This is a genomic window from Streptomyces sp. NPDC096048 (assembly GCF_044763415.1).
Taxonomy (GTDB): Bacteria; Actinomycetota; Actinomycetes; order Streptomycetales; family Streptomycetaceae; genus Streptomyces.
The window spans coordinates 25,544-51,120 of the sequence record NZ_JBIWGG010000014.1 but is presented as its reverse complement, the minus strand read 5'-3'; the positions used below and the strand labels follow the sequence as shown (position 1 = coordinate 51,120).

The window sequence follows — 25,577 nt, the reverse complement described above, 5'->3', positions numbered from 1 at the left end:
TCGTGACGTGCAGGCGGGCGGCTACTGCAGGGACTTCTTCAGGGCGGCGACCTCTTCGTCGGCCTCGCGTGCCGCCTCGGACGGCGAGCTCTGTCCGCTGGTCATGGCGCCGATGGCCTTCGGCACGGGCAGTTCGCCGTTGGTGGCGCCGACGAGGGCGCCCTCGCCCTGGGTGATGCCCCAGCGGCGCATGGCGCCGACGCCGTCGGCGAGCTGGTCGAGGAGGCTCTCGGGGAAGACCTCGTCGAGGGGCTTGCGGGTGTCGACCCCGATGTCGCTGGAGCGCCAGGCGTCGAGGTAGCGGTCGGGCTCGGCGGCGGTGCCCGTGCGGACCGGGATCTTGCCCTCGGGTGCCATGCCGAACCAGGACTCGTAGCCGGTGCCCATCATGTACTCGATGAACTCGCGGGACGCCGCGGTCTCGGCCGTCTTGGTGGTCACCCAGGACGTGATCTCGCCGAACTGGGCCGCCTCCTTCGCGTCGGGCCCCTTCATCGCGGTGACGATGCCGCTGTTGTCCGACAGGTACCGCGGGTCGTTCGCGCACTGGGGGCAGCTGGGCAGGGCGTCCTTGCGCAGGCCGGCGAGTTCGTCGAGCAGGAACGAGGACCAGATGACCATGGAGGACCGGCCGGCGAAGTAGGTGGCCCGGGTGGAGTCCACGGTCTGGGTGCCCGGGGCGCCGTAGGCGCGGGCGAGCTGGTCGTAGGTGCGGAAGGCGGCCTCGCACCGCGGGGACTCGAGGGCGACCTCGTGCCGGTCGTCGACCAGTTGGCAGTCGTTGGCCAGGGCGAGGCTCTCGAAGCTCTGTGAGGTGAAGACGTCGCCGGGGTCGGTGGCCGCCGAGATGCCGTCGTGGCCCTTGGTGGTCAGCGCCTTGGCGGCGGCCAGCGTCTTCGCGTACGTGTCGGGAGCCGCCAGACCCTTCCGCGCGAACTGGTCCTTGCGGTAGACGAGCAGCTGGAGCCACGCGTCGGAGGGCACGCCGAGGCTGGTGGAGCCGTCGGAGGTCAGCTCCAGCGCGTTGGGGTTGAACGTGTCCCGCCCGAGTTCGCCGACGATCCGCTTCGGGATGTCGGTGTTCAGCAGGCCGTTGGTGTACATCTGCCAGACCTGGCCCATGGGGGCGGCGCCGATGACGTCGGGCAGCTTGCCCGACGCGGCCGCCGACATGATCAGCTGCGGCATCTGACCCTCGTCGACCCCGACGAGTTTGACCTTGATCCCGCTCTTCTTCTCGAACCCGTCGATGACCTTCCGCGTCGCGGCGACGCGGTCGGGGAGGTTCTCCTGGGACCAGACCGTGATCTCACGGTCGGGTTTGCCCGGCCCGGTGCTGCCCGCGCAGCCCGAGAGCAGCCCGACTCCCAGGGCTGCCGTGACGCCGACCGCGGTCGTCCTCGACCGCAGGGTCCTGATGCGCATTGAGTGTCCTCGTTCCGGCTTACGTCTGCTCGCCACGCATCACAGCACTACTTTTGCTGGTTGACAAGACATAAGTTGCGGATATTGTCGACGCAACCACTCAGTGACCGCAGCACTGACCGCCTCAGCAACCCTTCCGGAGCCCTCCGTGTCATCCGTGTCGTCCGTGTCGCCCGTGGAGCGCGTCGTCCAGTTCACCGGCCCCCGCCGAGTGGAGGTCGCCGAGTACGTCAGAGCCGAACTGCCGCCCGGTCATCTGCGGGTCCGCACCCGCTACTCGGGCATCTCGGCCGGCACCGAACTGACCGCCTACCGCGGCACCAACCCGTATCTGACCCGGACCTGGGACCCCGAGGCGCGGATCTTCCGCGACGGCGCACCCGGCATCGAGTACCCGGTGGCCGGCTGGGGCTACTCCGAGGTCGGCGAGGTCGTCGAGGTCTCGCCGGAACTCGCCGGCACCGCGGGCCTGCCCGCCCCCGGCGACCTGGTCTGGGGGATCTGGGGCCACCGCGGCGAGGGCATCGTCCCCGCCGAGCGCATGATCGGCCACACCCTTCCGACCGGGCTGGAACCGCTGGCCGGGGCCTTCGCCCGGGTCGGCGCCATCGCCTACAACGCCGTCCTGGCCGGCGACATCCACCTCGGAGAGGACGTCGCCGTCTTCGGCCAGGGCGTCATCGGCCTGCTCACCACCCGCCTCGCCCGGCTCAGCGGCGCCCGCGTCACCGCCGTCGACGCCCTCGACGGCCGCCTGGAGACCGCGCAGCGATACGGCGCCCAGCACACCCTCAACGCCCGCACCGACGCCGTCGCCGAACGCGTCCGCGAGGCCACCGGCGGCCTCGGCGCCGACCTCGCCATCGAGATCAGCGGCGCCTATCCGGCCCTGCACGAGGCGCTGCGCTCGGTCGCCGCCGGCGGCCGGGTGGTCGCTTCCGGCTTCTACCAGGGCGACGGCACCGGCCTGCGGCTCGGCGACGAGTTCCACCACAACCGGATCCAGCTGATCTGCTCCCAGATCGGCGGCGTCCCGCCCCAGCTGTCGAACCGCTGGACCGTCGAACGCCTCCAGCAGACCTTCCTGCGCCTGGTCGCCGAGGGACAGGTGGACGTCGACGCCCTGGTGAGCCACGTCGTCCCCGTCGCCGACGCGGCCGACGCCTACGCACTGCTGGACGAGCGGCCCGCCGAGGCGCTGCAGGTCGTCCTGGAATTCTGAGACCGGATTCTCCGAAAGGCCCCCCATGCTCAAGACCGCCGTCCAGGAACAGCTGCTGCCCGGGGACACCCTCCAGGCCAAGTGGGACTTCGCCCAGCAGGCCGGCTACGACGCCATCGAACTGCGCGGCAAGGGCGACCTCCACTTCGCCTCCCGCCGCGACGAACTCGAGCGGGCCCGCGAGGACGGCGTCGTCATGCCCACCGTCTGCGTCGACATGCCGCACTTCCTCGGCGCCTTCGACGCGGACCTGCGCCGCGACGCCCTCACCCAGATGAAGTCACAGCTCACCGTCATCGCCGAGATCGGCGGCACGGGTGCCCAGACGCCCGCCTCGTACGGCATGTTCTCCCGCCGTCTGCCGCCCTTCGAGCCGCCGCGCACCGAGGAGGAGGACCGCGAGGTGCTCCTCGCCGGACTCACCGAACTCGGCGAGCACGCCCGCCGCGAGGGCGTCACGCTCTTCCTGGAGCCGCTCAACCGCTACGAGGACCACATGGTCAACCGGCTCGAACAGGCCGCCGACCTGATCCGCGCCGTCGGCCTGGACTCGGTCCGGATCGGCATCGACAGCTACCACATGAACATCGAGGAGACCGACCCCGCCGCCGCGATCCTCGCCCACGCCGACGTCATCGGCCACGCCCAGGTCTCCGACTCCAACCGCTTCCAGCCCGGCGCCGGACACCTCGACTGGCCCGCCTGGCTCGGCGCCCTGCACACCATCGGCTACGAAGGCCACCTCGCCCTCGAATGCCGGCTGACCGGCGACCCCGTCGAGGCCGTGCGCTCCGTACCCGCGTTCCTCGCGAGGTCGGGCGCGTGAAGTCCTCCCTGGAGCTCCTGGACCGGCCCGCGCCCACCGCGCCCGCGGACCTGACCCTGCGGCGCGGTGCGGCGCGGGTCCTCATCGACAACTGGACCGGCACCTCCACCGTTCCCTCCCGCACCCTCTACCCCCACCAGTGGAGCTGGGACTCCGCCTTCGTCGCCATCGGACTGCGCCACCTCTCGGTGCGCCGCGCCCAGCGGGAACTGGAGTCCCTGCTGGCCGCGCAGTGGGCCGACGGACGCGTGCCCCACATCGTCTTCAACCCCGCCCTGCCCCACGACGCCTATTTCCCGAGCCCCGACTTCTGGCAGTCCTCCCGGGCCGGCCGTACCGCGGGCGCACCGCCCACCGCCGAGACCTCCGGCATCGTCCAGCCGCCGGTGCACGCCCTGGCGGCCTGGCTCGTGCACCGGGCCGACCCGGCGGAGTCACGGCGCCGCGGGTTCCTCGCCCGCGTCCACCCCCGGCTCGCCGCCTGGCACGACTACCTCCGCACCCGCCGCGACCTCGGCGGCGGGGGTCTCGCCGCCGTCGTCCACCCCTGGGAACCCGGCATGGACAACAGCCCCTGCTGGGACCGGGCCCTCCAGCGCGTCGAGCCGAGCCCGCCCGACTCCTTCCGGCGCGCCGACCTCGACCACGGCCACCCCGCCGACCGGCCCACCGACCTCGACTACGGCCGGTACGTCCGGCTGGCCACCGAGTACCGGGAAGCCGGCTACGACGACCGCGTCGTGCGGCACCGGTTCGCCGTGGAGGACCCGTGCTTCAACGCGCTTCTGGTCGTGAGCGAACTCGCCCTGGCCGCCATGGCACGCGAACTGGGCCTGCCGGGACAACGGCACACCGAGCGGGCCGCCGAGCTGACCCGGGCACTGACGGACCGGCTCTGGGACGAGGAGGCCGGCCTGTTCCGCGTGCGCGACCTGCACACCGACGCGCCGGTCGACGAGGGAAGCGTCAGCGGACTGGTCCCGCTCCTCGTGCCGCACCTGCCGCGGGACGTCGTCCGGCGCCTGCACACCACGCTCACCGGGCCGCGCTTCGCCGCCCCGGCCACGAGCCTGGTCCCGAGCTACGACCTGACCGGCCACGCCTTCGACCCCACCCGGTACTGGCGCGGACCGGCCTGGTTCAACACGGCCTGGCTGATCGAGCGAGGGCTGCGCACCCACGGCCTCGGGCAGGACGCCGCACGCCTGCGCGCCGACTTCCTCGCCCGGGCGGGACGCTCCGGATTCGCCGAGTACGTCGACCCGTCCACCGGCGAGGCCCGCGGTACCCGGCACTTCTCCTGGACCGCCGCCCTCACCCTCGACCTGCTGAGCGCCGACCCGAAGGAGCCCACGCCGTGACCGCGGCCGACCCCCGCGTCCAACTGGTGCGCGACGCCACCTTCGTCCGGCTCGGTACCGACGGGGAGATCAGCGGCACCCGCGGGTCGACGCCCGACGGACTGTTCTTCCAGGACGCCCGGCACCTCAGCCGCTGGCGACTCACCGTCGACGGCGGCGCGCCCGCCGCCCTGGTGCCCGCCACGGCGGACACCGACGACACGGCCGCCTGCGTACTGACCCCCGAAGGCACCCGCGACGACCCGCCCGCCTACACCGTCTTCCGGCGGCAGAGCGTCGCCGCGGGCACGTTCACCGAACACCTGAGCCTGGTCGGCAACCGCCCCGCCCCCGTGACCGCCCGCCTCCGCCTCGCCGTCGACGCCGACTTCGCCGACCTCTTCGAACTCCGCGCCGACGACCGCCACTACGCCAAGCCCGGCGCGGAGCACGGAACCCGCGAGACCGCGGACGGGATGCTCCTCACCTACCGGCGAGCCGACTGGCAGGCCCGGACCGAGATCGTCTGCCGTCCCGCCCCGGACTCGGTCGACGCCCCGGAGGCCGAACCGGGGTCCACCGCGCGGACGCTCACCTGGCATCTGCCGCTCGACGCCCACGGCCGGGCCGACCTGCACCTGACCGTCCGCGCCCACCCGCACGGACGCACCGTGCCCGCCGCACCCGCTGTGGCTGGTGCTGCCACTGCCGCTGGCGCTGCCGAACGGCGTCCGGACCGGCAGGAACCGACGACGTACGCGCCGGACGGGCCGGACGCGCCGGACGACCTGACGCTCACCGTCGAGCGCGGTCTCGCCGACATCGACCTCCTGACCATCCCGGTCCCCGGCGTCGACGGCGAGGACGTGTACGTCCCGGCCGCCGGCATCCCGTGGTTCCTCACCCTGTTCGGCCGCGACTCACTGCTGACGTCGTACTTCCTGCTGCCGTACCGGCCCGCGACGGCGGCCGCCGTCCTGAGCGCGCTCGCCGCCACCCAGGGGCAGCGCCACGACGCCTTCAGCGGCGAGCAGCCCGGACGCGTCGTCCACGAGACCCGGCACGGTGAACTCGCCCACTTCCGGCAGGTCCCGTACGGCCGCTACTACGGCGCCGTGGACGCCACGCCGCTCTTCCTCGTCCTGCTCCACGCCCACCACGAGGCGACCGGCGACCGCTCCCTGGCCGGACGCCTGGAGCGGCACGCCCGGAAGGCGGTCGACTGGATGCTCACCGACGGCGGCCTGGAGAAGCACGGTTATCTCGTGTACACCCCCGACCCGGGCGGGCTGGTCAACCAGAACTGGAAGGACTCCGCGGGCGCCATCTGCTTCCGCGACGGGACCCAGGCCCGAGGGCCCATCGCGGTCTCCGAGGCGCAGGGCTACGCCTACGACGCACTGCTGCGCACGGCCCGGCTGGCCGAGGACATCTGGCGGGACGAACCCTACGCGTGCCGGCTCCGTGAGACCGCCGCCCGGCTGCGGGACCGCTTCACGGCGGACTTCTGGATGCCGGAGGCGGACTTCCCGGCCCTCGCCCTGGACGGCGACGGCCGCCAGGTCGACGCGCTGGCCTCGGACGCCGGGCACCTGTTGTGGTCGGGCATCCTCGACCCGGAGCGCTCCCGCCGGGTGGGACGACGGCTGCTGGAGCCTGACTTCTTCTCCGGTTGGGCGATCCGCACCCTCGCCGCGGGACAGCGGCCGTACCACCCGCTGTCGTACCACCGGGGCAGCGCCTGGCCGCACGACAACGCGGTCATCGCGCTGGGCCTGGCCCGCCAGGGACTCACGGCCGAGGTGCGCACCGTCGCCGAGGGCCTCGTCGCGGCGGCGGCCCACCACGGCCACCGGCTGCCCGAGGTCCTCGCCGGCTACGACCGCTCGGCGACCGCCGGACCGGTCCCGTATCCCCACTCCTGCTCACCGCAGGCCTGGGCGGCCGCCACCCCGCCGGCCCTGCGGACGGCACTGGAGCAGGCACGGCGGTAACGGCCCGGCGGTGGGCGATCCCACGGGCGGTGACGTGCTTACCGCCTTACTGCGGGGTCGTGCGGGCCCGGTCGTGCTCCGGCGTGCCGACGTGTTGGCGGCAGCCCGTGTCGTGCCGTGCGCCCAGAGAGGTCCACCACCGCTCGCAGCAGTCGTCGCGGAGGGGGACGCGGGCGGCAGCGGGGCGGGTGCATCCAGGGCCGTGCACGGCCCCGTCGGAGTGCTGCCAGAACGCGCAGCAGGGCTTCAGCGTCGCGGCGAGCGGCTGCGGCAGGCGGGGGCGGGCCAGCCGCTCGGCGCGCTGTGCCCGCGCGACCGCCAGCCGGTGCTCCGTCCGGGCGCGGGCGGCACACCAGGCGAACACGGCGGCGGCGTACAGGCCGGGCAGGGCGAGCCAGGGGTGGTGGGTGGCCGCGTATCCGGCCGCCACGAGAAGGAGGGCGGCGGCGGCACGGCACGCGCGGGCGGTGCGCAGGCTCGGCGTCACAGGGAACTCCCGTCGGTCGGCGGCGGAGAGGGCCTCGGGACATCCGTATGCCCGCTGTCCGCCACCGAAAGCCGCGCTAAGGCTGTTCGTTCTCCCGCGTCCGTTCCCGCGCGTGGTGGCCCAGGGCCGCGCTGCGGCTCGTCGCCAGGTGGTGGAGGACGAGCGTCTGTACGCGCTCGACGTCGCGCTCCGCGATGGCCTGGTAGAGGGCCTCGTGTTCCAGCGCGACGGCCAGCAGGTCGTCGTGCTGGCCCATGAGCCACCGCAGCCGGCTGCGCAGGACGCGCTCGAGTTCGTTGAGAAGCTCGTTGGCGGCCAGGGAGATGACCGTCTGGTGGAAGTCGGCGGCTGCCCGGCGGGCCCGCACCGCGTCGTCGGCGCGGGCCGCCTCCAACTCGGCGTCCACCGTCGCGCGGAGCTTCTCCAGCCCGGAACGTGTGTGCCGCTGGGCGGCAAGCCGGAACGCCAGGGTCTCCAGGCCCGAGCGGACCTCGTCGAGATCGGCGATGTCGCTCGCGGTGAACTCCCGCACCACCGCCCAGGACCGCGGTCGAGGCGTCACCAGGCCCTCGGACACCAGAGTCTTGAGGGCCTCCCGGACGGGCAGCCGGCTCACGCCGAGCGCCTCGGCCAGCTCCCGTTCCACCAGGCGGCTGCCCGGCCGCCGCACACCGTCGACGATCTCGTCGCGCAACCGCCGCGTGACCCGCTCGGACTCGGGCGTGAAGCCCTCTGACGCAGCCATCGCCGTCCTTCGTCTGTCTTCCCGTTCCGAGGCGCGCCGACCGCGCCGGTGCGGGGCGTCGGTCGGGCGGCCCGTCAGAATACCCCGCGGCCGGTACGGCCGGTGTGGCCGGCGTGCGGCTGGCGCGCGGCTGGTGTGCGGCCGCCCACCGGGGGCGCGGGGCAGGGGAGAAGAAGGACGGGGTGCGGCGGTTTCAGCCCGCCCTCGGGGGCCAGTTGACGATCTGCTTGGGACGCGGTCGCGCGTAGGTGCGCACCTTGGACGTGGACAGGCCGAGCCGGACCAGTGACTCGGCGATCGTCACGGCGGCCGCGACCCCGTCGACCACGGGGACACCGGTACGGTCCACCACGCGTTCGGCGAGGCCGGCCATGCCTCCGCAGCCCAGGCAGATCACCTCCGCCCGGTCCTCCTCGACGGCGCGGGCGGCCTGCTCGGTGATGGCGTCCACGGCGGCCTGTTCGTCTCGTTCCAGTTGCAGTACGGCAAGTCCGCTGGCCCGCACGGAGGCGCACCTGGCGCTCAGTCCGGCCACCTCCAGCCGCTCCTCGATCAGGGGGACCGTGCGGTCGAGGGTGGTGACGACGGAGTAGCGGCGGCCCAGGAACTGGGCGGTGCTCGCCGCGGCCTCGGTGATGTCGACGACGGGGACGTCGAGCAGTTCCTGAAGTCCCTCCCGGCCATGTTCGCCGTATCCGGCCTGGATCACCGCGTCGAACGGCTCCGGGTGGGCGCGGACGGTCTCCATGACGGCGATCGCGGCGAGGTAGCTCTCGTAGTTCCCCTCGACGGACTCCGCGCCGAAGGCGGGCGTCAGGGGAACGATCTCGGTGCCGGGGGAGGCCGCGCCGGCCGCCTGCTTGCCGATCGCGTCGGTGATGGACTGCGTGGTGTTGACGTTGACCACGAGGATGCGCATGGGCGGGCCTTCCGCTCGGGTGGGCAGTGGCGCGGCGACGGCGGAGCTATTCCGCGGCGACGGCGATGGTCTCGCCGTCCACGTCGCGGATCGGCGAGGCACGGTCGGCGATGAGCGCGTACAACGCGGCGGCGATGATCGCGCCGACGAACCAGGAGAACCCGGCCGCGGCGTGGAACCAGGGCACCAGGGCGACGACGACGGCGATGGCGGCGCTCGGCACGAAGGCGGCGACGGCCCGCGGGTTGTAGCCGCGGCGGTAGTGGTACTCGGCGCCCGCTTCCTCGGTGTAGAGGGCCGGGACGTTGACACGGGACTTCCGCAGCAGCCAGTAGTCCGCCATGATCACGCCGAAGAGGGGGCCGAGCAGGGCGCCCAGCCCGCCGAGGAAGTAGTTGACGACCACCGGGCTGTCGTAGAGGTTCCAGGGCGTGATCACCAGGCCCAGGATCGCGCTCACGAGGCCGGCCCGGCGGAAGTCGAGCCGGTGCGGGAAGAGGTCGACCAGGGCGTAGATCGGTGCCACGAAGTTGGCCAGCAGGTTCACCGCCACGGTCAGGGCGATGAGGGCGAGCGAGGCGACGGCCAGCAGGAACATGTTGGGGACGGTCCTGACGATGTCCGTCGGGCTGGTGATGACGTGCCCGTCGAGAGTGAACTGGGCTCCGCTGAGGACCGCCACGATGACGGCGAAGAAGAGCATGTTCACGGGGATGCCGATCACGTTCCCGCGGACGATGGAGCCGCGGCTCCTCGCGGACCGGGTGAAGTCGCAGAAGTTCAGGACGAACGTCCCGTAGATCACGACCCACAGGGCGGCGGCCTCCAGCACCTGGAGCCACATCGCGCCGCCGGTGAGCGGGTCGCCGTTGGAGAGGCTGACCGAGCCGTCCGCCCGGACGAACATCCACACCGCGAGGGCGCACATGGTGAGCAGCGTGGTGGGCGCCGCGAAGGCCATGTACCGGCGGATCATCTGCATCCCGTAGCTCACGATGACCACCTGCAGGGCCCACAGGACCAGGAAGGTGATCCAGCCGAGCGTCGACTGGCCGAGCAGGGAGTTCGTGTCCAGGCGAGCGAGGCCGGGGAACATCGCCACCAGCAGGGTGCTCAGTACCGCGGAGGCGAGATAAGTCTGGATACCAAACCAGGCGATGGCGACGGCACCGCGAACGGCGGCCGGGAGCTTGGCACCTTTGATGCCGAACGCGATGCGGCTCATCACGGGGAACGGGACGCCGGTCTTGTGTCCCATGAACCCGGACAGTGTCAGCAGCAGGAAGAGCAGGACGGACGCGAGCGCGAAGGCGGCGAGGATGCCCCACACGTTCAGTCCGAGGGCGAACAGTCCGATGGCGAACGCGTAATTGCCAAGACTGTGCACGTCGTTGGCCCACAGGGTGAAGACGTTGTAGGCACCCCAGCGGCGCCCCTCCCTCTTCGTCGGGGCCAGGTCGTACGTGTAGAGACCCGAGCTGGGGGCGGTGTCGCTGGTCTCCGCGGGCGAGCGGTGGTCTTCCAGGGCAGTCATACGGGACTCCTGGGATCAGGTGCGGGAAGTTGGAGAGTTCCACAAAGCGGAAGCGACGTTCCGATGAACAGAACGTAGTTTTCGCCAAACGGCACCGTCAAGAGGTCTGCGGCAAAATGGAATACCATTTTGAGGGCAGTCGGGCGCACCTCGGCCTGCTCGTCACCGCCCTCATCGGGCCCGTCGTGGGCCCGCCGCCCGCGCCCGCCGCACCGACCGCCCCCTCAGCGCCGCGCGTGGCCCTCCGTGCTCTCCCTCAGGACGAGCCGGTGGGCCACGATGCGGTCCTGGGGCGACAGCACACCCGGGCCGGCACCGTCACTCGCGTCGCCCGGTGCCGTCGCCTCCTCGATGCGGCGCTGGAGCAGTTGCACGGCGACCTTGGCCACCGCCGCCTTGTCGGGGGCCACCGTACTCAGCGTCGGTACGCTGAAACGCCCGCCCTCCACGTCGTCGAAGCCGATGACGGCGACGTCCTCCGGCACCCTGACGCCGTGCTCGTGCAGGGCACGCAACGCGCCCAGCGCCAGCTGGTCGTTGAGGCAGAGCAGCGCGTCGGGGCGCGCGCCGTCCCGCAGCGCCCGCGCCACGGCCTCGGCGCCGTCCGGCATCCGGAAGGAGTCGACCGGCAGCAGGGCGGACGGATCGTAGGCGATGCCCGCTTCCGACAGCGCGGCACGGTAGCCGCGGGTGCGGGCCTCGGCCGTCCCCAGACCCGAGTCGTCGCGCCCGCCGACGGCGAGGACGCGGCGCCGCCCCAGACCGATCAGGTGGTTCGTCGCCTCGCGCGCGGCGCTCTCGTTGTCGATGGCCACGTGGTCGGCACCCTCCTCCAGCAGCTCCCCGAGCAGCACGGTGGGCGGGGCGCCCGCACGATCGCGCAGGTCCTCGGCGGTCAGAGCGAGTGGGCTCAGGATGATCCCGTCCACGAAGGCGGAGCCGAAACCGGCCAGCGCCGCCAGCTCGTGGTCGCGATCCGCCCCGGACTGATGGATCAGCACGGTCAGGGAGCACTGCTCGGCCTCGCGGATCACATGGCGGGCCAGCTCGGCGAAGTACGGGATGTCCAGTTCGGGAACGACGAGGGCGATGATGCCGGTGCGGCCCCTGCGCAGGTGACGCCCGGCCAGGTTCACCCGGTAGCCGAGCTGTTCGATGGCCTCGCGCACCACCTGCCTGGTCCGGTCGGAGACGTGGGCGTAGTCGTTGATGACGTTGGACACCGTCTTCTCCGACACACCCGCACGACGTGCGACGTCCTTGATCCTGGGCCGTGCCACCGAGACCTCCCTGCCTCTCACGCGAGAGCCGAGTCTATGTCCGGCACCGCGCGGGCCCGAGCGCAGGTCGGAGTGACGCCCCGGCGTGACTCGCTCGCGCCGCCGCCACTGCCCATCTCTCGTCCACAGCTCTTTACAGCCAATGTACATCGATGTAAAAACGAGCCACCGCATCAGCGTCCGGCCGTCGAAAGGTCCGCGATGAGTTCCCGTTTGCCTGCCCAGGGGGTGCCGGCCGCGTCCGACCCGGTACGCCGCATCGGCCGCCGTCGGCTCCTGCGTCACACCATGGCCGGAGCGGGAGCCCTGCTCACCGCGGGCCCGCTGTCCGGCTGCGCCTCACCGGCCTCCGCCTCGGGCGCGTCCGCGCTGAGCGTCTGGGACCTGTTCCAGGGCGGCGACGGCATGCTGATGGACGACATGATCGAGGCCGTGTCCGAGGGGACCGCGGGCGCCGAGGGCTTCGAGGTCGACCGCACGATTCTGGACTGGGGCCCGTCCTACTACACCAAACTCGCCATGTCCGCCGCCGGCGGCCGGGCCTCCGACGTGGCCGCCATGCATCTGTCCCGGCTGGCGGGCTACGCGCCCGGCGGCCTGGTGGACGCCTTCGACCTGGACCTGCTCGCCGAGTTCGGCGTCACGCGGAAGGACTTCACGCCGGCCGTCTGGTCGCGGACGCAGCACGACGGAACGGTCTACGCGATCCCGCTGGACGTCCACCCGTTCATCGTGTTCTACGACCAGGAGGCCGCGGACACCGCCGGTCTCCTGGACTCCTCGGGGGAGCTGGCTCCGATGGGCTCGCCCGAGGCGCTGCTGGACGCGGGCAAGGCCCTCGCCGAGGCGACCGGGGAGTCGGGCATCCTCTTCGGTCACGTCACCGACACGGCACAGAACTGGCGGCTGTTCGCCGGTCTCTACGCGCAGACCGGTGCCGAGTTCACCCTGCCGGACGGGGGACCCCCCGAGATCGACATCGACGCCGCCGTACGCGTCGTGACGTTGATGAAGCAGCTCTTCGACGGCCGGACCAACCCCAACTACCTCGACTACAACGGCGCGCTGGCCGCCTTCACGGGCGGCCGCGGCGGCATGGCCATGCTCGGGGAGTGGGAGCTGCCGACGCTGAAGCAGTCCGGCATCCCCCTGGGCGCCGCCCCCTTCCCCCAGGTCTTCGACAAGCCGGCCGTCTACACCGACAGCCACAGCTTCGTCCTCCCGCACCAGGAGGACCCCGACCCGGCGCGGCGACGTGAGGCCCACCGGTATGTCGCGGAGATCCTCAAGCAGAGCCTCACCTGGGCGAGCGCCGGCCACATCCCCGCCTACCAGCCTGTGCTCGCGGAACCGGAGTACGCGGCCCTCGACCCGCAGTCCTCCTACGCGGACGCCGCGAAGGTGGCGGTGCTCGACCCGCCCAACTGGTTCGTCGGCGCCGGTTCGAACTTCCAGAACCGGATGTGCCAGCCGCTCCAGTCGGCGCTGCTGGGCAACACGTCCGCCGAGAAGGCGGTGCGTCAGATGGTCCGCGAAGCGGACGCGCTGCTGCGGCAGCCCAACCCGGTGGCCTGACCAGCACAAGGAGTGACCGACGTGACCACCACCGCACCTCCCGGCGCCGAGGCGCAGACCGCCCCGCCCGCCGCACGTACCGGCGGCCGTGGCCGAGCCGCCCTGCGCCGCATACGCACCACCCCGAGCACTGGGTTCGTCTTCGTCCTGCCGTTCCTGCTCGTCTTCGCCCTCTTCATGGTGTGGCCCATCGTGCAAGGGCTGTGGATGAGCTTCACCGACACCTCGCTAGCCTTGCGCGACACGAGCTTCGTCGGCTTCGACAACTACAGCGAGGCGTTCGGTGACCCGGACGTCTGGAGCAGCCTCGGCAACACGGTCTTCTTCACTGTCATCTCCAGCGTGCCGCTGGTGCTGGTCGCGCTGGCGATGGCGCTGCTGGTGCACAGCGGGCTCGCCGGGCAGTGGGCGTGGCGGCTGGCGTTCTTCGCCCCCTACCTGCTGCCCGTGACCGTGGTGACCCTCATCTGGACCTGGCTCTACCAGCCCGAACTGGGCCTCGGCAACCAGCTCCTCACCACGCTCGGCCTCGGCCCCGTCGGCTGGCTGTCCGACGAGTCCGTCGCCATGTGGTCCGTCGCCGCCCTCACCGTCTGGTGGACGGTCGGCTTCAACTTCCTGCTCTACCTCGCCGCGCTCCAGTCCCTGCCCTCGACCTTCGACGAGGCGGCGGCACTCGACGGCGCCGGGGCGTGGCGCCGCCTGTGGTCGATCACGCTGCCGCAACTGCGCAGGACCACCGCACTGGTGGCCATGCTCCAGGTCCTCGCGTCGCTCAAGGTGTTCGACCAGATCTACATCCTCACCAAGGGCGGCCCCAACGGCTCGACCCGCCCCGTCCTCGAGTACGTCTACGACGTGGGCTTCACCGGCTACCGGCTCGGCTACGCCTCCGCCATCTCCTACCTCTTCTTCGCGCTCGTCATCGTCGTCTCGCTCGTGCAGCTCCGCCTCTTCCGCCAGGAGGACTGACCGTGTCCGCAACCGTCACCACCGTCCGCACACGGCGCCGTCCACCTCGTGAAGCGGCCGGCTCCCCTCTGCTCCTCGGCCACGGCCGGCTGCCCCGCGTCCTGGCCGGGACGGCGCTGGCCGTTCTGGCGGTCGTCTGGCTGGTGCCGTTCCTGTGGGCGATCATCACCTCGGCGCAGAGCGAGCAGGACGTCGCCACCCCCGGCCTCTCGCCGTTCAAGGGCGCCTTCACCCTGGACGCCTACCAGCGGATCCTGGAACGCGGGAACGTCACCGTCTGGGCCTTCAACAGCTTCTTCATCGCCGCACTGGTCACGCTGATCACGGTGGTGGTCTCCACCCTCGCGGCGTACGGCTTCTCGCGCGGCACGTTCCGCGGTCGCCGGGCGCTGCTCGCCGTCACCGTCGCCGCCATCATGATCCCGCCGCAGCTGCTCGTCGTGCCGCTGTTCGAGCAGATGCTCCTGTTCAACCTGGTCGACACCTACGCGGCGGTCATCCTGCCCCAGGTCGTCGCGCCGATGATGGTGTTCATCCTCAAGCGGTTCTTCGACGGCATCCCCAGGGAGCTGGAGGAGGCGGCCCGGATCGACGGTGCCTCCGAGTTCCGGGTCTTCCGGTCGATCGTGCTGCCGCTCTCGCGGCCGATCGTGGCCGCGGTGGCGATCTTCGTCTTCATCGGGGCGTGGAACAACTTCATGTGGCCGTTCATCGTCACCAACGACCCGGACCTGATGACCCTCCCGGTGGGCCTGGCCACCGTGAAGGACGCCTATGGCGTCCAGTACGCGCAGTCCATGGCCTCCGCCCTGCTGGCGGCGCTGCCGCTGATCGTGGTCTTCCTCCTCTTCCAGCGCCGCATCGTCAACTCCGTCGCCACCACCGGCCTCGGCGGTTCCTGATCCTCGCCCCGCCCGCTGTACACACGGGCCCGGCGCCAGCGCGCCGGCCCACCGATCGACTGGAGCATGTGTGCCCACTCACTCCGTACCGCGCCCGGAGTACCCGCGACCGCAGTTCGCGCGCCGCGACTGGCTCAACCTGAACGGCGCCTGGCAGTTCGAGACCGACCGAGGCGACAGCGGACTCGAACGCGGCCTCCTCGACCGCGAGCTGCGCGACGAGATCCTCGTCCCCTTCCCGCCCGAGTCCGAGCTGTCCGGCATCGGGGACACCGACTTCCTGGAGGCCGTCTGGTACCGGCGCGCCCTCACCCTGCCGACCGCCTGGGCCGGGCGCCGCGTACTGCTCCACTTCGGCGCCGTCGACTACGACACCACCGTGTGGGCGGACGGCAAGGAGGTCGCCCGGCACCGCGGCGGCTTCACCCCCTTCAGCGCCGACCTCGGTGACATCGCCGGGGCGGGGGAGGAGGTCGTCGTCACCGTCCGGGCCCGCGACCCCAGGTCCGGTCCGCAGGCGCGCGGCAAGCAGGCCGTGCGGTACGCCAACCACGACTGCAACTACACGCGGGTGACCGGCATCTGGCAGACAGTCTGGCTGGAGCCCGTCCCCGAACTCCACCTGCGCCGCCCCCGGATCACCCCGGACCTGGCCGGTTCGGCCTTCCACCTCGAATTGCCGTTGTCCGGCAATCGGCCCGGCCACCGCGTGCGCGCCGTCCTCAGCGACACCGACGGCGAGGTCGCCCGCGCCGAGGCCCGCGCCGACCTGGACCTCGCCCCGCGCCTGCACCTGCCGGTGCCGGAGGAGCGGCGGCGGGAGTGGAGCCCCGACGACCCGCACCTGTACGACCTGCGCCTCGAACTCCTCGACGCCGCCGGACAGGTCGTCGACAGTGCGGAGAGCTACGCCGGGCTGCGCGCCGTGGGTCTGCGGGGCAAGGCCGTCACCCTCAACGGGCGCCCGCTCTTCCAGCGCCTCGTGCTCGACCAGGGCTGGTACCCGGACGGGCTGATGACCGCCCCGACCGACGAGGCACTGGTCCGGGACATCGAGCTGGCCATGGAGGCCGGCTTCAACGGAGCCCGGCTGCACCAGAAGGTCTTCGAGGAGCGCTTCCTGTACCACGCCGACCGCCTCGGCTACCTGGTCTGGGGCGAGTTCGGCGACTGGGGCTGCGAGACGGGCGGCTCCTCGGGCGACAACCAGCAGCCCGACGCCTCCTACGTCGGCCAGTGGCTGGAGGCCCTCGAACGGGACTACTCGCACCCCTCCGTCATCGGCTGGTGCCCGCTCAACGAGACCTACCAGAAGCTGCACGACCGCATCACCCAGCTCGACGCCGTCACCCGGGCGATGTTCCTCGCCACCAAGGCCATGGACACCACCCGACCGGTCATCGACGCCTCCGGGTACGCCCACCGGGTCGCCGAGACCGACATCTACGACTCCCACAACTACGAGCAGGATCCGGCGGCCTTCCGCCGGCTCATGTCGGGCCTCGCCAAGGACGTCCCCTTCGTCAACGCCTACGACAACGGCGCCCCCTACTCGCAGCCCTACCGCGGCCAGCCGTACTTCGTCAGCGAGTTCGGCGGCATCTGGTGGGACCCGGAGGCGGCCGCCGACCGCTCCGGCGAGGACCGCACCGAGTCCTGGGGCTACGGAGAACGGGTCCGCAACGAGGACGAGTTCCACGAACGGTTCAGCGGCCTGACCGAGGTGCTGCTGGGGGACCGTGACATGTTCGGCTACTGCTACACCCAGTTGACCGACGTCTTCCAGGAGCAGAACGGCATCTACCGGTTCGACCGCGGCCCGAAACTCGACGTCGGCCGCGTCCGTGCCGCGCAACTGCGCCCGGCCGCGATCGAGGAGCAGGACCCGGCATAGCGGGTTCCGGGGCCGGAGGCGGCGGATCGCCGCCTCCGGCCCGGCGCGCGGGGTCAGAAGGGACGGTCGCCCTCGATGGCGACGCGTTCCGCGACGCGGCGGTCGGAGCCGTAGTCGCCCACGGCGTAGTGCTGCGTGGCGCGGTTGTCCCAGAAGGCGACGTCGCCGGGCTGCCAGCGGAAGCGCACCTGGTACTCGGGGACGTGCGCCTGCTGGAAGAGGAAGCGCAGCAGCCGGTCGCTCTCGTCCCGGTCCATGCCGGTGATGTGGGTGGTGAAGGAGGTGTTGACGAACAGCATGCGCCGCCCGGTCTCGGGGTGGGTGCGCACGACGGGGTGCTCCACGGGCGGGAAGCGGTCCTGGTGGGGGATCAGCCGCTCGGGACCGTAGAACCTCGCGAAGCCGGGGATGAAGTCGTGCACGGCGCGGGCACCGTCGATGCGGTCCTTCACCTCCTGCGGGAGGTTGTCGTAGGCGGCCGCCATGTCCGCCCACATGGTGTCCCCGCCGAACGGCGGGACCTCGCGCAGCTGGAGGACGGCGCCGAGCGCCGGCCGCTCGCGGAACGTGACGTCGGTGTGCCAGACGTTCTCGTACGTCGGGGTGGCCCCGTCGGCCTTGTCGAAGCGGACGACGTCCTCGCTGGCGCCGGCGGCGAGCAGGGGGTTGGTCTCCAACTCGCCCCAGTGGCCAGCGAAGTGGCGCTGCCGGTCGGAGGTGAGGTGCTGGGCGCGGAAGAACAGCACCTTCCACTCCAGCAGGGCGCGGTTCAGCTCCTCGCGCAGTGCGGAGTCGAGCGGGCGCGAGAGGTCGACGCCTCTGATCTCGGCGCCGATCGTGCGCGCCTGCGGAACGACCTCGAAGAGTTCGTAGGGCCGTTCCTCCCACCCCGCGGGCAGCCGGTGCAGCACGCGCCGGCCCTCGTACATCCCGTCCTGCGGAATGCGTGCTTCTCGCAGGCCGGTGCTCGGGACGGCGGCCGTGACGGTCATGGGAGTCCTCCCCTTGTGTGGCGGTACGGGCGGTACCGGGCCATGGCGGTACGACGTCGACGCCGGACGGCCCGGGAATGAAGGTGTTCCGGACGGTTCGCCGGAAGGAATGCCGATCTGCTCACGACGCCGTACGCGTCGGGCCCTCGGTTCGAAGACGGCCGTTATCGGCCGGAGCGCTCACATCCGGTTCGTTCGGGCACGCGGGGACACTCCGCCGTGGTGCCGAACCGGTATGTGGTCATGGCATCGATTGTGTGATTTTCCCGCGCCCTTGTCAACGCGACCGGACGGGCCGCGGGGCGAAGGGGAGCATGGCGTCGCCCTCGGGCTGGACGACGCCGTAGCTGCTCTCGGGCACCTTGTTCCAGACGCCGGGCAGGTCGCCCAGGGGCTCCGAGACGATGAGGCGGGTCTCGTCGGACGCCTCCCGGAGGAACGGCAGGTCGGGATGGAGAGCACGCAGGCTCTCCACACGTGAGCTGTAGTAGAGCGACCGTGACTCCGCCTGGCTGGAGTAGCGGAAGGCCCACAGCCGCAGCCCGTCGGTCACGGCGACCGTCATCTGCAGCGGGTACTCCACGTCGTGCCGGTGTCCGATCTCCTCCACCAGCCCCGCCATCCGTGCCACGGCCGTCGGAGGATCGTCCTCCAGGCCGAACGTGAGGGCCAGGAAGAACATCATCTCCGAGTCCGTCGAACCCTCGATGTGCGTGAAGAGCCCCGGATCGACCGCAAGGGCGAGGTCGCGCCGGACGCGGTGGAAATCGGCGATCGCGCCGTTGTGCATCCACATCCAGCGGCCGTGGCGGAAGGGGTGGCAGTTGGTCTGCTGCACGGCGCTGCCCGTCGAGGCCCGGATGTGCGCGAAGAACAGGGGCGAGCGGACATGGCCGGCGATCTCCCGCAGATTGCGGTTGCTCCACGCCGGACCGATCTCCCGGACGATCGCGGGCGTCGTCATCTCCGGACCGAACCATCCGACGCCGAACCCGTCCCCGTTCGTCGTCTCGACGCCCATCCGGGCGTGCAGGCTCTGGTCGATCAGTGAGTGCTGCGGCTGGTAGAGGATGGTCTCCAGCAGCACGGGCGTTCCCGAGTAGGCAAGCCATCGGCACATCGTCTGCCGCCTCCCTGGTCCTGGGCGCGTGTCGCGCGGGGCACCGGCCCTCAGTCGACCGGCCAGGTGTGGACCGGGGCGTTGAGATGCATGTAGTCCATGTACTGCCGCGTCATCCGGCGCAGGGCCTCGTGGCGGCCCGGACGGGCGGAGGCGTCGATGTGGTGGAACATCTCCTTCTGCCAGACCGCGCCGTTGCGCCCGGTGACGCACCGCTGCTCGATGATGCCGAGCAGCGGCTCCCGCCAGGCCGCGTCCATGCCGGAGAGCTCCAATCCCCGGTGCGCCAGCGGCAGCAGCCGCCGCAGGACGAGTTCGGGCACGGTCACCTCGCCCACGCCGGGCCAGTACAGCCGTGCCTCGATGCCGTGCCGGGCCGCGGTGTGCAGGTTGTCCTCGGCGACCGAGAACGACATCCGCGACCACACCGGCCGCTCCTCCTCCACCAGGGCGCGGGTGAGCCCGTAGTAGAAGGCGCCGTTGGCGAGGGTGTCGGCGACGGTCGGGCCGGCGGGCAGTACACGGTTCTCCACCCGGACGTGCGGTTTGTCGTGGGCGACGGCGTAGACGGGCCGGTTCCAGCGGTAGATGGTGCCGTTGTGGAGGGTGAGTTCGCCCAGTTCGGGGATGTCGCCGCGGTCCAGCGTCTCCGCGGGGTTCTGCTCGTCGCACAGGGGCAGCAGTGCCGGGAAGTAGCGCAGGTTCTCCTCGAAGAGGTCGAAGACGCTGTTGATCCACCGCTCCCCGAACCACACACGGGGCCGCACGCCCTGCGCCTTGATCTCCTGCGGCCGGGTGTCGGTGGCCTGCTCGAAGAGCGGGATACGGCTCTCGTGCCAGAGTTCCTTGCCGAGCAGGAACGGCGAGTTGGCCGCGAGGGCGACCTGGACCCCGGCGATCGCCTGGGCCGCGTTCCAGTAGTCGGCGAACTCGTCGGGGGACACCTGGAGGTGGAACTGCGTGCTGGTGCAGGCGGCCTCCGGTGTGATCGTGTCCGCGTAGGTCCGCAGGCGGTCGACGCCGTCCACCTCGATGTGCAGGTCCTCGCCCCGGGCGGCGAACACCTGGTCGTTGAGCAGCCGGTAGCGCGGGTTCTCCGACAGGGCGGCCTCGCCCACGTCCGTCTCGCGCAGCGTGGGCAGGGTGCCGACCATGATCAGATGCGCGCCGATCGACTTGGCGCGGTCCTCCGCGTGGTTCAGGGCGGCGCGGATCTCGGTCTCCCAGGAGTCGGGGCCGCCCGCCGTCAGCCGGCGGGGCGGGATGTTGATCTCCAGGTTGAACCGGCCCAGCTCGGTGGCCCAGGCGGGGTCCGCGATCGCTTCGAGCGCGTCGCTGTTGCACATCGCCGGCTCGGCCTCGTCGTCGACCAGGTTCAGTTCGATCTCCAGCCCCACCTGGGGCCGCTCGGTCTCGAACCGTGACTCGCGCAGCATCTGCGCGAAGGCCTCGAGGCACTCCTGCATCTTGCTCCGGTACCGGCGGCGGTCCTCGCGGGTGAAGACCAGCGCCGGGACGTCCCGTCCCATCGGCCCTCCCGGGGTTGCCTTCCTCGGACGCCTCTCCACCCCAGCGTCGCACCACCTGGCGCCCCTCACCAGACGGGACGGGACGGGGCCCACCGCACCGTGTGCGATGAGCCCCGTCGATTCAGGTCCTCGTGCGGCCGATCAGCCCCTCAGAGCTTGCCGGACTCCCGCACCGTGATCTTGGCGGAGGTGCGGCCGGCCGGGGAGGAGCCGTAGCCCTCGACCTTGTCGACCACGTCCGTGCCCTCGACGACCTTGCCGAAGACGACGTGCTTGCCGTCCAGCCACGGGGTGGGGACGGTGGTGACGAAGAACTGCGAGCCGTTGGTGTTCGGACCCGCGTTCGCCATGGACAGCAGGTAGGGCTCGGTGTGCTTCAGCTGGAAGTTCTCGTCCGCGAACTTCTCGCCGTAGATGCTCTTGCCGCCGGTGCCGTCGCCCCGGGTGAAGTCACCGCCCTGCAGCATGAACTGCGGGATCACGCGGTGGAACGGGGAACCCGCGTAGCCGAAGCCGTGCTCGCCGGTGGCCAGCTCGAGGAAGTTCTTGGCGGTCTTGGGGGTGACGTCCTCGAAGAGCTCGAAGACGATGCGGCCCGCATCCTGGCCGTCGATGTCGATGTCGAAGTAAACCTTGGAATTGCTCATCGCACCATTGTGACGTGCGAACCCCCGTGATGTCGCACCGGCCGTCCTTTCAGCGTGTGGCGAGCAGCCCGAGCGTGTCGATCACCCGGTTCGAGAAGCCCCACTCGTTGTCGTACCAGGCGACCACCTTGACGTGGCGGCCGTCGACGCGGGTCAGGGCCGAGTCGAAGATCGACGAGGCCGGGTTGCCCGTGATGTCCGAAGAGACCAGCGGGTCGTCCGAGTATTCGAGCACGCCCGCGAGGGGCCCCTCGGCGGCGGTGCGGTAGGCCGCCAGCACGTCGTCCCGCGTCACGTCACGGGCGACGGTCGTGTTGAGCTCGACGATCGAACCCACCGGTACCGGCACGCGGATCGAGTCGCCCGACAGCTTGCCGTCGAGGTTCGGCAGCACCAGGCCGATCGCCTTGGCGGCGCCCGTCGTGGTCGGCACGATGTTGACCCCGGCGGCGCGGGCGCGGCGGGGGTCGCGGTGCGGACCGTCCTGGAGGTTCTGCTCCTGTGTGTAGGCGTGCACCGTCGTCATGAAGCCGTGTTCGATTCCGGCGAGCTCGTCGAGGACCGCGGCCAGCGGCGCGAGCGCGTTGGTGGTGCAGGACGCGTTCGAGACGATCGTGTGCGCGGCCGGGTCGTACGCGTCGGTGTTCACGCCGTACGCGAGGGTGACGTCGGCGCCGTTCGACGGCGCGCTGACCAGGACCTTCCTCGCGCCTGCGGTGAGGTGGGCGCGGGCGGCGTCGGCCGAGGTGAAGCGGCCGGTGGCCTCCAGCACGAGTTCGACGCCGAGCTCGGCCCAGGGCAGCCGCGCCGGCTCGCGCTCGGCGAGCACCTTGATGCGGTGGCCGTCGACGACGAGGGTGTCCCCGTCGACGGTCACCGGGCGGCCGAGCCGGCCCGCCGTCGAGTCGTAGGCCAGCAGCCGTGCGAGGGTGGCGGGCTCCGTCAGGTCGTTCACCGCGACGACCTCGAGCTTGCTGTCGCGTTCGAGGAGGGCGCGCAGCACGTTGCGTCCGATGCGTCCGAAACCGTTGATGCCGATGCGAGTCATGTGAGGTGTCCCTTCGGTTCGCCGTGCGGTGCACCACCAGACTCTCGCGCGGCGTCCGCCGTCGGCAGCGGCGTGATCGCCATGGTTCGCAAGGATCGCGCCAAGCGCCGGACACGGTGGTTGGTTGCGGTTGCGGCTGCGTAGTGCGGTCGCGGGGCTATTCGCCTTGGGCGAAGGTGCGCCGGTACTCGCTCGGTGTGGTGCCGAGGATGCGCTGGAAGTGCAGCCGCAGATTCGCACCGGTGCCGAGACCGACGTCGGCGGCGATCTGCTCGACGCTGCGCTCCGAGCGTTCGAGCAGTTCACGGGACATGTCGATACGGGCGCGCATGACCCACTGCATCGGCGTGTACCCCGTGTCGTCGACGAAGCGCCGCGAGAACGTGCGCGCCGACACCGCCGCGTGCCGGGCGAGGGCCTCCAGAGTCAATGGTTCGCCGAGCCGACGCAACGCCCACTCGCGGGTGGCGGCGAACCGCTCGCCCAGCGGCTCCGGCACGCTGCGCGGCACGTACTGGGCCTGACCGCCGCTGCGGTAGGGAGCGGCGACGAGGCGCCGGGCCGCGTGGTTCGACGCGGCCACCCCGAGGTCGCCGCGCAGGACGTGCAGGCACAGGTCGATGCCCGAGGCGGCGCCGGCGGACGTCAGCACGCTGCCCTCGTCCACGAACAGCACGTTCTCGTCGACCCGTACGAGAGGGTGCTTCGCCGCGAGTGCCCGCGTGTAGTGCCAGTGCGTCGTGGCGCGCCTGCCGTCGAGCAGGCCCGTGGCGGCGAGCGCGAAGGCGCCCGTGGAGATGGCGGCGAGCCGCGCACCCCTCGTGTGGGCCGCGGTCAGCGCGTCGACGACGGCCGGCGGTGGATCGTCGAGGTCGGGGGACCGGTAACCGGGCAGGAAGACCACGTCGGCCCACGCCAGCGCGTCGAGGCCGTGGGCGACGTGGTACGACAGGCCGTCACCGCCGGTCACGAGGCCGGGCGCCGCGCCGCACACCCGCACCTCGTACGGCATGCTCGCGCGCGTCGTGAACACCTGAGCCGGGATACCGACATCGAGAGGCTTCGCGCCCTCGAGCACGAGGACGGCGACGCGACGCAGGCGGGAGGACGGCACGGGGCCAGCGTACGTGGGGAAGCGGACGGGTCAGCTCAGGCCCAGGGCACTCATGGTGTGCTCGGCCATGCGCCGTTCCCCGAGGGCGTTGGGGTGGACGGGGACGAGGCTCCGGCCGAAGAGGAGCGGTTCGATCCACCGGGTGCCGGCGGCCTCGCAGGCGTCGTGTCCCTCGGACACCTTGGAGAAGTCCACATACGTGGCGCCGGTCTCCTCCGCGGCCCGCTCGACGGCGGCGTTGAGGTGTGTCTGGATGTCGCGCAGGTAGGGCACGTCACCGGCGGCGATCGGCAGCTTCGCGAAGCAGGACGGATCGGCGGTGGCCGGTGTGATCCACGGGTAACCCAGGGCCGCGACCCGGGCGTTGGGAGCCTCGGCGTGGACGCGGCGCAGCGCGGCCTTGAGCGCGGGGTAGGTGTTGGTCTCGATCTGGTCCACGAAGGACGTGCCGTGTCTGTCCTTGCAGGGACTGCCCTTCCCGCCGCTGAGGACGCCCGCGGAGCCGCAGGCCGTGATGGCGTTGATGAACGTGTTGTTGTCGTTGCCGCCGATGGTCAGCGTGACCAGGTCCGTGCCGGCGCTGAGCGCGTCCACCTGGGGCGCGACGCCCGGGTACTGCGCCTGGGTGAAGTGGGCGGTCTGGGCGGCGCCGCAGGTGACGTCCTTGAGGCGGGCGCCCGTGGCGGCGGCGATGACGTGGGGGTAGTTCGCCGTGGAGCGCAGACAGAGCAGGTTGGTGAGATCGACGGGCAGAACACCCGAGCCGGCGCTGTAGCTGTCGCCGAGGGCGACGTAGTCCAGGGAGGGGGTGGCGTGCGCGGTGGCGTCGGTGAGACCGAGGGCCAGCGTGCCCGCGAGGGCGACTGACGCGGTCATGACACGACGCAGGGCATGCTTCGGCATGGGGTCTCTCTTCTCGGGGTGCGGGTGCGGGAGTTGCGCGAGCGGGCGACCGCTGGTTACCGGTCGGTTCTACTTTTAAGTAATGTGCATGTGCCCTGACTTTGAGTCAACGTTGTTGGCGGAACTTCTTGCGGCGGGCCCGTGAGAGTCGTCGACTTCCGATCGATTCCGCCGCCGACGGGCCGCCGCGGAAAAGGCGTTGCCCGCGGCCGGAACGTGTGGTGAGGATGTGCCGACAAGGCAAGATCATCTTTGTCGACGACATGTTTCTGCCCCCGCGGAACTCGGAGGAACACCGTGCCCCACCCCGCGCATCGGGTGCGCCAGGCGACCCACGACGACGTACCCGCCGCCGTGGGGACCCTGGCCCGCGCCTTCGCGGACTATCCCTTCACCCGGCACGTGGTCGCGGCCGACGACCACCAGGAAAGGGTGCGTCGCTTCCAGGAGCTGTTCCTGGTGCGGGTCGCGATGGTGTACGGACGCGCCTGGGTCACCGATGACTGCCGTGCCGTCGCCGCCTGGACGACCCCGGAGCGGGATCCGGGGCCCGCCTTCGCCGAGGTCGGCCCCCAGGTGGCCGAGCTGGCGGGCGACCGGGCGGTGGCCCTGGAGTCCGCCGAGCGCGCGCTGGCGCCGCACCGCCCGAGTGGCCCGGTGTGGTTCCTCGCCACCGTGGGCGTGGACCCGCGGGCCCAGCGCGCCGGTCTGGGCACCGCCGTGCTCCGGCCCGGCCTGGAGGCGGCCGAGCGCGCGGGTTTCCCCGTCTTCCTGGAGACCTCGGAGGCGGGCAACGTACGGTTCTACGAACGTCTCGGCTTCGAAGTGACGGCGGAGGTGAGCCTTCCGGACGACGGCCCGCTGACCTGGTGCATGCTCCGAGAGCCCGGCCGCTGAGCGAGCGCGGGCGTCGACCTCCGCCGTGGGGGCGGCCTGGTCCGCCGACCGCCAGGCGCGCTGTCGGTGCCGCACCTGGAGCCGGTGCGGCCCCTCTTCGAGGACGGACCGGGCGGCGGAGGCCCGCCGTACCGGAGGACGGCTGACCGGCGGCGATGGGAACCCGGGCTGTTCTAGAGTGACTTCCGCCAGTGCAGACGACCGAGGACCTG

At 71.5% G+C, this 25,577-nt stretch carries 22 protein-coding genes; 9 read left to right on the top strand and 13 right to left on the bottom strand.

Annotated elements, in window-relative coordinates; genetic code table 11:
- Positions 1–21: 21 nt before the first annotated feature.
- Positions 22–1,425: an ABC transporter substrate-binding protein gene (locus tag ACIQ6R_RS32350; RefSeq protein WP_404225250.1), complete on the bottom strand. Its 1,404-nt coding sequence runs from the start codon at positions 1,423–1,425 to the stop codon at positions 22–24.
- 175 nt (positions 1,426–1,600) lie between these two features.
- Here ACIQ6R_RS32350 and ACIQ6R_RS32345 point away from each other — a divergent pair, with 175 nt between their 5' ends.
- The 4 genes from ACIQ6R_RS32345 to ACIQ6R_RS32330 are packed head-to-tail and all read left to right on the top strand — an operon-like array spanning position 1,601 to position 6,807.
- Positions 1,601–2,647, top strand: coding sequence for a zinc-binding alcohol dehydrogenase (locus ACIQ6R_RS32345; RefSeq protein WP_404225423.1), 1,047 nt, complete (start codon positions 1,601–1,603; stop codon positions 2,645–2,647).
- Between the two features lie 25 nt (positions 2,648–2,672).
- Positions 2,673–3,473 carry a sugar phosphate isomerase/epimerase family protein gene (locus tag ACIQ6R_RS32340; RefSeq protein WP_404225248.1) on the top strand — a complete coding sequence of 267 codons (801 nt, stop codon included), beginning with the start codon at positions 2,673–2,675 and terminating at the stop codon, positions 3,471–3,473.
- Complete coding sequence (locus ACIQ6R_RS32335) at positions 3,470–4,834, top strand: MGH1-like glycoside hydrolase domain-containing protein (protein WP_404225246.1); 1,365 nt, start codon at positions 3,470–3,472, stop codon at positions 4,832–4,834. The genes ACIQ6R_RS32340 and ACIQ6R_RS32335 overlap by 4 nt, the downstream gene beginning before the upstream one ends.
- Positions 4,831–6,807, top strand: coding sequence for a glycogen debranching N-terminal domain-containing protein (locus ACIQ6R_RS32330; protein ID WP_404225245.1), 1,977 nt, complete (start codon positions 4,831–4,833; stop codon positions 6,805–6,807). Before ACIQ6R_RS32335 ends, ACIQ6R_RS32330 begins: the two co-directional genes overlap by 4 nt.
- A gap of 46 nt (positions 6,808–6,853) precedes the next feature.
- Here ACIQ6R_RS32330 and ACIQ6R_RS32325 read toward each other — a convergent pair whose 3' ends face one another.
- The 5 genes from ACIQ6R_RS32325 to ACIQ6R_RS32305 form a co-directional block, all read right to left on the bottom strand.
- A complete protein-coding gene (locus ACIQ6R_RS32325) occupies positions 6,854–7,294 on the bottom strand; it encodes a hypothetical protein (protein WP_404225243.1) in 441 nt (146 codons plus the stop codon).
- Positions 7,295–7,370: 76 nt separating this feature from the next.
- Positions 7,371–8,039: a GntR family transcriptional regulator gene (locus ACIQ6R_RS32320; protein WP_404225242.1), complete on the bottom strand. Its 669-nt coding sequence runs from the start codon at positions 8,037–8,039 to the stop codon at positions 7,371–7,373.
- A gap of 193 nt (positions 8,040–8,232) precedes the next feature.
- Positions 8,233–8,958, bottom strand: a complete 726-nt coding sequence (locus ACIQ6R_RS32315; protein WP_404182500.1) for an aspartate/glutamate racemase family protein — start codon at positions 8,956–8,958, stop codon at positions 8,233–8,235.
- A 46-nt stretch (positions 8,959–9,004) separates the two neighbouring features.
- Complete coding sequence (locus tag ACIQ6R_RS32310) at positions 9,005–10,492, bottom strand: NCS1 family nucleobase:cation symporter-1 (RefSeq protein ID WP_404225240.1); 1,488 nt, start codon at positions 10,490–10,492, stop codon at positions 9,005–9,007.
- Positions 10,493–10,716: 224 nt separating this feature from the next.
- The gene (locus ACIQ6R_RS32305) at positions 10,717–11,772 is read right to left on the bottom strand and encodes a LacI family DNA-binding transcriptional regulator (RefSeq protein WP_404182494.1); all 1,056 of its coding nucleotides are present in this window, start codon (positions 11,770–11,772) and stop codon (positions 10,717–10,719) included.
- Between the two features lie 201 nt (positions 11,773–11,973).
- Between ACIQ6R_RS32305 and ACIQ6R_RS32300 the strand changes: the two genes are divergently transcribed.
- From ACIQ6R_RS32300 to ACIQ6R_RS32285, 4 genes are all read left to right on the top strand, one after another.
- Positions 11,974–13,347, top strand: coding sequence for an extracellular solute-binding protein (locus tag ACIQ6R_RS32300; protein WP_404225239.1), 1,374 nt, complete (start codon positions 11,974–11,976; stop codon positions 13,345–13,347).
- Between the two features lie 21 nt (positions 13,348–13,368).
- Positions 13,369–14,319, top strand: coding sequence for a carbohydrate ABC transporter permease (locus ACIQ6R_RS32295; RefSeq protein WP_404182488.1), 951 nt, complete (start codon positions 13,369–13,371; stop codon positions 14,317–14,319).
- A 2-nt stretch (positions 14,320–14,321) separates the two neighbouring features.
- Positions 14,322–15,221, top strand: a complete 900-nt coding sequence (locus ACIQ6R_RS32290) for a carbohydrate ABC transporter permease (protein WP_404225238.1) — start codon at positions 14,322–14,324, stop codon at positions 15,219–15,221.
- Between the two features lie 70 nt (positions 15,222–15,291).
- Positions 15,292–17,115: a glycoside hydrolase family 2 protein gene (locus ACIQ6R_RS32285; RefSeq protein WP_404225236.1), complete on the top strand. Its 1,824-nt coding sequence runs from the start codon at positions 15,292–15,294 to the stop codon at positions 17,113–17,115.
- A gap of 53 nt (positions 17,116–17,168) precedes the next feature.
- Here the strand turns inward: ACIQ6R_RS32285 and ACIQ6R_RS32280 are convergent, their stop codons facing one another.
- From ACIQ6R_RS32280 to ACIQ6R_RS32250, 7 genes are all read right to left on the bottom strand, one after another.
- Positions 17,169–18,107 carry a TauD/TfdA dioxygenase family protein gene (locus ACIQ6R_RS32280; RefSeq protein WP_404225234.1) on the bottom strand — a complete coding sequence of 313 codons (939 nt, stop codon included), beginning with the start codon at positions 18,105–18,107 and terminating at the stop codon, positions 17,169–17,171.
- A 277-nt stretch (positions 18,108–18,384) separates the two neighbouring features.
- Positions 18,385–19,227, bottom strand: coding sequence for a class II glutamine amidotransferase (locus ACIQ6R_RS32275; RefSeq protein ID WP_404182476.1), 843 nt, complete (start codon positions 19,225–19,227; stop codon positions 18,385–18,387).
- Positions 19,228–19,277: 50 nt separating this feature from the next.
- Positions 19,278–20,756: a glutamate-cysteine ligase family protein gene (locus tag ACIQ6R_RS32270; protein ID WP_404182473.1), complete on the bottom strand. Its 1,479-nt coding sequence runs from the start codon at positions 20,754–20,756 to the stop codon at positions 19,278–19,280.
- A 149-nt stretch (positions 20,757–20,905) separates the two neighbouring features.
- Positions 20,906–21,403, bottom strand: coding sequence for a peptidylprolyl isomerase (locus ACIQ6R_RS32265; RefSeq protein WP_404182470.1), 498 nt, complete (start codon positions 21,401–21,403; stop codon positions 20,906–20,908).
- Positions 21,404–21,452: 49 nt separating this feature from the next.
- The gene (gene gap / locus ACIQ6R_RS32260) at positions 21,453–22,451 is read right to left on the bottom strand and encodes a type I glyceraldehyde-3-phosphate dehydrogenase (RefSeq protein ID WP_404182467.1); all 999 of its coding nucleotides are present in this window, start codon (positions 22,449–22,451) and stop codon (positions 21,453–21,455) included.
- Positions 22,452–22,608: 157 nt separating this feature from the next.
- Positions 22,609–23,565, bottom strand: a complete 957-nt coding sequence (locus ACIQ6R_RS32255) for a GlxA family transcriptional regulator (protein ID WP_404182464.1) — start codon at positions 23,563–23,565, stop codon at positions 22,609–22,611.
- 30 nt (positions 23,566–23,595) lie between these two features.
- Positions 23,596–24,468, bottom strand: coding sequence for an SGNH/GDSL hydrolase family protein (locus ACIQ6R_RS32250; RefSeq protein WP_404182461.1), 873 nt, complete (start codon positions 24,466–24,468; stop codon positions 23,596–23,598).
- 297 nt (positions 24,469–24,765) lie between these two features.
- Here ACIQ6R_RS32250 and ACIQ6R_RS32245 point away from each other — a divergent pair, with 297 nt between their 5' ends.
- Positions 24,766–25,365 carry a GNAT family N-acetyltransferase gene (locus tag ACIQ6R_RS32245; RefSeq protein WP_404225232.1) on the top strand — a complete coding sequence of 200 codons (600 nt, stop codon included), beginning with the start codon at positions 24,766–24,768 and terminating at the stop codon, positions 25,363–25,365.
- Positions 25,366–25,577 lie beyond the last annotated feature (212 nt).